General features: G+C 68.2%; 5 protein-coding genes. All 5 read left to right on the top strand.

Going from position 1 to position 5,254, the window contains the following annotated elements; all coding sequences use genetic code 11:
* The first annotated feature begins 210 nt into the window (after nt 1-210).
* Nucleotides 211-1,398 (top strand): sensor histidine kinase, encoded by a 1,188-nt coding sequence (locus AACZ35_RS12055; protein ID WP_339829626.1) that lies wholly within the window; start codon nt 211-213, stop codon nt 1,396-1,398.
* Nucleotides 1,395-2,036, top strand: a complete 642-nt coding sequence (locus AACZ35_RS12050) for a response regulator transcription factor (RefSeq protein ID WP_339829623.1) — start codon at nt 1,395-1,397, stop codon at nt 2,034-2,036. Before AACZ35_RS12055 ends, AACZ35_RS12050 begins: the two co-directional genes overlap by 4 nt.
* A 140-nt stretch (nt 2,037-2,176) precedes the next feature.
* Nucleotides 2,177-3,571 carry an SRPBCC family protein gene (locus AACZ35_RS12045; protein ID WP_339829620.1) on the top strand — a complete coding sequence of 465 codons (1,395 nt, stop codon included), beginning with the start codon at nt 2,177-2,179 and terminating at the stop codon, nt 3,569-3,571.
* 67 nt (nt 3,572-3,638) lie between these two features.
* Complete coding sequence (locus tag AACZ35_RS12040) at nt 3,639-4,568, top strand: ATP-binding cassette domain-containing protein (protein ID WP_339829617.1); 930 nt, start codon at nt 3,639-3,641, stop codon at nt 4,566-4,568.
* Nucleotides 4,565-5,254, top strand: a 690-nt coding sequence (locus AACZ35_RS12035) for an ABC transporter permease (RefSeq protein ID WP_339829614.1), incomplete at its 3' end; no start/stop codon positions are given. The genes AACZ35_RS12040 and AACZ35_RS12035, both read left to right, overlap by 4 nt.

Below are 5,254 nucleotides of genomic sequence, written 5' to 3'. Positions count from 1 at the left end.
TTCACGGCTACGACGGAATCCAGCTCGTGCTCGCGCACGTCGCGGATGGTGATCGGCATGGGACTAAAAACTCCGATGGCTTCAGGGCCGCCCGGGGGGAGGCGGACGATCGGGGCGGGATTATCGCACGGCCGCCCCGGCGAGGGGGGCGGAGGGGCGGCATGACTTCCGGGGGCGTGCACGGCGGCAAGACCGCCGTAAGATGCGCCGATGCTGAACCGACTGAGCCATACCCAGCTGCTGCGCTACGCCGGCCTGTTCACCTGGGTGGCCCTGGGCATCCCGCTGGTGGTGTTCTCCCTGTACTTCCCGGCGGTGGACCCCGCCCTGGACGGCACTGGCGGCTGGCTGGGCGAATGGCTGGGCGGCCCGGCCCTGGTCCTCCTGGCCTACCTGGCCTTCGGCCTTATCTACTGGCTGATCACCCACGCCCTGGGCCGGCGCCGCTCGCGGCCCATGGACATCGTGATGCTGGCGGCGCTGACGCTGTCGGCGATCGTGGTCAGCAACGAAACCGGCACCGGCATGGGCGCCATCCTGATGATGATCATCGCCGGCGTCATCCCCTGGATGGTGCCGCTGCGGGTGGGCGTTATCTGGCTGGTGCTCCAGCACGCCGCCCTGATCCCGGTTTTCGCCCAGGCCGAAGGCTTCACCCCGGGTATCGCGGTGCTGCAGGCCATGCTGTACCTGGGTTATTCCAGCTTCGCGATGGTCATCGGCCTTATCGCCATGCAGCAGGCCCAGGAACGCGAAGAACAGCGCCGCCTGAACGCCGAACTGCGCGCCACCCGCGCCCTGCTGGCCGAAAGCTCGCGCATGAGCGAGCGCGTGCGCATCTCCCGCGAACTGCACGACCTGCTGGGCCACCACCTGACCGCCCTGAGCCTGAACCTGGAAGTCGCCGGCCACCTGACCGAGGGCAAGGCCCAGGAACACGTGCGCCAGAGCCATACCCTGGCCAAGCTGCTGCTTACCGACGTGCGCGAGGCGGTGAACGAGATGCGCCACGACGGCGCCGTCGACCTCAGCGGCGCCGTGCGCACCCTGGCCGAGGGCGTGCCGGCCCTGGACATCCGGCTGGACATGCCCGACCCGCTGCTGGTCGAGGACCCTGAATGTGCGCACGTGATGCTGCGCTGCGCCCAGGAAATCATCACCAATGCCGTGCGCCATGCCGGCGCGTCCACGCTCTGGCTCAGCCTCAGCCGCGATGCCGGCGGCCTGCGCATCCAGGCCCGGGACGACGGCGCCGGCACCGAGAACCTGGCGCCGGGCAACGGCCTTCGCGGCATGCGCGAACGCCTGGCCAGCTGTGGCGGCCAGGTGGATATCATCACCGGGCGAGGCAAGGGCTTCGCGCTCGACATCCGACTTCCACTGGAGAAATCCGCATGATCCGCGTGTGCCTAGTCGACGACCAGACCCTGGTTCGCCAGGGCGTGAAGTCCCTGCTGGAGCTGGCCGACAACATCGAGGTCGTGGCCGAGGCCGGCGACGGCCGCCAGGCGGTCGAGCTGATCCCGCAGATCAAGCCCGACGTGGTGCTGATGGACATGCGCATGCCGGTGATGTCCGGCCTGGAGGCCCTGCAGGCGCTGGGCGCCAAGGGCGAACTGCCGCCGACCATCATCCTGACCACCTTCGACGACGACCAGCTGGTGCTGGCCGGCATCCGCGCCGGCGCCCGCGGCTACCTGCTCAAGGACGTGTCGCTCGACCAGCTGGTGTCGGCCATCCAGACGGTGGCGGATGGCGGCTCTCTGGTGCAGCCGGCGGTCACCCAGCGCCTGCTGTCGGGCCTGGAGGGCCTGCAGAACGAATTCGTCAGCCTCGACCAGCCCGACCCGCTGACCGACCGCGAGACCGAAATCCTGCGCCTGATGGCCGGCGGCTTCTCCAACAAGGAAATCGCCAACTCCCTGGGCGTGGCCGAAGGCACCGTGAAAAACCACGTCTCGAACATCCTGTCCAAGCTGGGCGTTCGCGACCGCACCCGTGCGGTGCTCAAGGCCTTCGAACTCAAGCTGGTATAAGGCCGTGCGGGCCGCCACGGCGGCCTTGTCGTGCCCGTAACAAAAACCCCCTGCCGGGGGCCGTCCTGACCTGATATCCTCTCCCGTTCCTGCGGCCGGGCACGTCTTCCGGCTGGGGGCCGTTCCTGGAGAATTCCCGAATGACCCGAGTTATCGAGTGGCTTATTTCCCTGCTGATCGTCGTCGCGCTGTTCGTCGTGATCGCATTGTTCCTGCCGGCTTCGCGCACGGTGTCCCACTCCGTGGAGACCAACCGTCCGATGTCGACCGTGAACGACATCCTGTCCAGCTACACCCGGTTTGGTGACTGGAACGCCCTGGTCAACCACGATCCGCGCATGAAGCTGACCGTTTCCGGCCCCGAATCGGGTGTCGGTGCCAAGCTGGCTTTCTATTCCGACGACGCCACGGTCGGCGAGGGCAGCTGGGAGCTGGTCGAGTTCGAGCCGGGCCGCAAGATCGTCTACGCCCTCGACACCCCGGGTCGCGGTTCCAACAAGACCATGACCTTCGACTTCGAGCGCACCGGCCAGCGCAAGCAGAACGTCAAGATCACCCAGACCTTCAACGTCGAGTATGGCTACGACCTGCTGGGTCGCTACGCCGGCCTGTACATCACCGACAACGTCGGCGAAGACATGAAGCTCGGCCTGGGCAAGTTCAGCAACCTGATCGCCACGATCCCGCGCTTTGACTACAGCCAGCACGACGCCGAGTTCGCCTTCGTCGACCTGCCGGCGCAGAACGTGCTGTCGGCCACCGCCACGGCCAAGCGCGCCAACGACGACATCGCCGTCGCCATGACCAACCAGCTCAAGTGGATCGAGCAGGTCATGGAAGAAAACGACCTCGAGTCCGCCGGCCCGCTGCGCATCGTCACCAACGAGTTCGGCGCCGACGCCTATGGCTTCGACGTGGTGATGCCGGTCCGTCCGGAAGGCACCGGCCCGGCCGGTGAAGAAGAAGCAACCGAAGAAGGCGACGACGTCGCCGCCACCGACGGCGAAGAAGCCGCCGAGGGCGGCGAGGAAGCCGCCGCCGAGGGTGCCAACGCCGAAGAGCGCATCGCCGAGATCGCCCAGGAGCGTGTTTCCCTGGACGCCCCGCTGGACGCGAGCGTCATGCCCGAAGTGCTGGACATCGAGATCAAGCCCGGCCGCAACAACACCGCCAACCCGGTCGTGTATCTGCAGGTCCCGGCCCATCGCGCGGTCACCACTACCTACGTGGGTCCGGCGCCGGCGCTGCCGCGCGTGCGCGACCTGATCCGTGCCTGGGCGATGGTGCGCGGCGCCGAAACCGCCGAGCGTCCCTACGAGGACTACCTCATCGAGATCGAGGACATGCTCTCCGACAACGCCGAGTTCCAGGCTTACTGGCCGGTGAAGGTCGGTGATGAAATGCCGGGTGCCGCGGTGCAGCTGGTGCCCGAGCCGGTCGCGGAAGGCGCAGCCAGCCCGCCGCCCGGCCAGGAAGGTGAAGCCGGGGCTGAAGACGCCCCGGCCGAAGCGGAAGAAACCGAGTCCGCCGAGTAAAGAAACACGCAGGGCGGGCCACAGTGCCCGCCCTGTTGTTTATGGAGACAGCGAGAACCCAGACCCGATGATCGAAGCCAATGCCCTGCACAAACGCTACGGCCGCCTGTTGGCCGTGGACGGCATCAGTTTCAAGGTCGAACCCGGCGAAGTGCTGGGATTCCTGGGCCCCAACGGGGCCGGCAAGTCCACCACGATGAAGATGATCGCGGGTTTCCTGGCGCCCAGCGCCGGCACCGCCCGCGTCTGTGGCCACGACGTGCAGACGGCGCCGATGGCCGCGCGCCGGGCCCTGGGTTACCTGCCGGAAGGCGCGCCGGGTTACGGCGAAATGAGCCCGCTGGGTTTCCTGGGTTTCATCGCGGACGTGCGCGGCCTGCGCGGCGATGCCCGCCGCGGGCGCCTGGACGCCGTGATCGGCCGCCTTTCGCTGCAGGGCGTGCTGCACCAGCCCATCGATACCCTGTCCAAGGGCTTCAAGCGCCGCGTCGGCTTGGCCGCCGCGATCCTGCACGACCCGCCGGCCCTGGTGCTGGACGAACCCACCGACGGCCTGGATCCCAACCAGAAGCACGAGGTGCGCAGCCTCATCCGCGAGCTCGCCCGCGACCGCACGGTGCTGCTGTCCACGCACATCCTCGAGGAAGTCGAGGCGGTGTGCAGCCGCGCCATGATCGTCGCCCGCGGCAAGGTGCTGGCCGACGCCACGCCGGCCGAGCTGCTGGCGCGCTCGCGCTACCAGGGCGCGGTGTCGCTGCTGGCCGCCGACAGCATCGCCGCGCGCGCGGCGCTCGATGGCATGCCGGGCGTCAGCGGTTTCCACCAGGAAAGCAGCGACGGCCGGCTTTATGTCTTCCCGCAGGGCCGGCCGGTTTCCACCGAAGCGGTGGCCGAACGCCTGCGCCAGCGAGGCGTCGAACACAGCGGCCTGCAGCCCGAACGTGGCCGCCTGGACGAAGTCTTCCGCCGCATCACCACCCCGGAGGAGCAGGCATGAACGGCGTCTGGCCGGTGCTGCGCCGCGAGTTCGGCGCCTATTTCGCCACGCCGCTGGCGGCGGTGTTCCTGGTCATCTTCCTGGTGCTGTCGGGTGCCTTCAGTTTTTACCTGGGCAACTTCTACGAAACCGGGCAGGCCGACCTGCAGGCCTTCTTCAGCTTCCACCCCTGGCTCTACCTGCTGCTGGCGCCGGCGGTGGCGATGCGGCTGTGGGCCGAAGAACGCAAGGCCGGCACGCTCGAGCTGCTGCTTACCCTGCCGCTGACGGCCTGGCAGGCGGTGCTGGGCAAGTTCCTGGCGGCCTGGGCCTTCCTGGGCCTGGCGCTGGCGCTCACTTTCCCGATGTGGATCACCGTGGCCTGGCTGGGTGAACCCGACCACGGCGTCATCGTCGCCAGCTACCTGGGCAGTTGGCTGATGGCCGGCGCCTTCCTGGCCGTGGGTGGGGCGCTTTCGGCGGCCACGCGCAGCCAGGTGGTGGCCTTCATCCTTACCGTGGTGGTGTGCCTGCTGTTCCTGCTGGCGGGTTTCCCGATGGCGCTGGACATGGTGCGCGCCTGGGCGCCGCAGCCGCTGGTGGACGCCTTCGCCGGCCTCAGTTTCCTCACCCATTTCCAGGCCATCACCCGCGGCGTGCTCGACCTGCGCGACGTGGTGTTCTTCGTGCTGTGCATCGCCGCCTGG

It is taken from the genome of uncultured Arenimonas sp. (genome assembly GCF_963976025.1).
In the GTDB taxonomy this organism is placed as follows: Bacteria; Pseudomonadota; Gammaproteobacteria; order Xanthomonadales; family Xanthomonadaceae; genus Arenimonas.
This window is presented reverse-complemented; position numbering and strand designations above follow the sequence as displayed.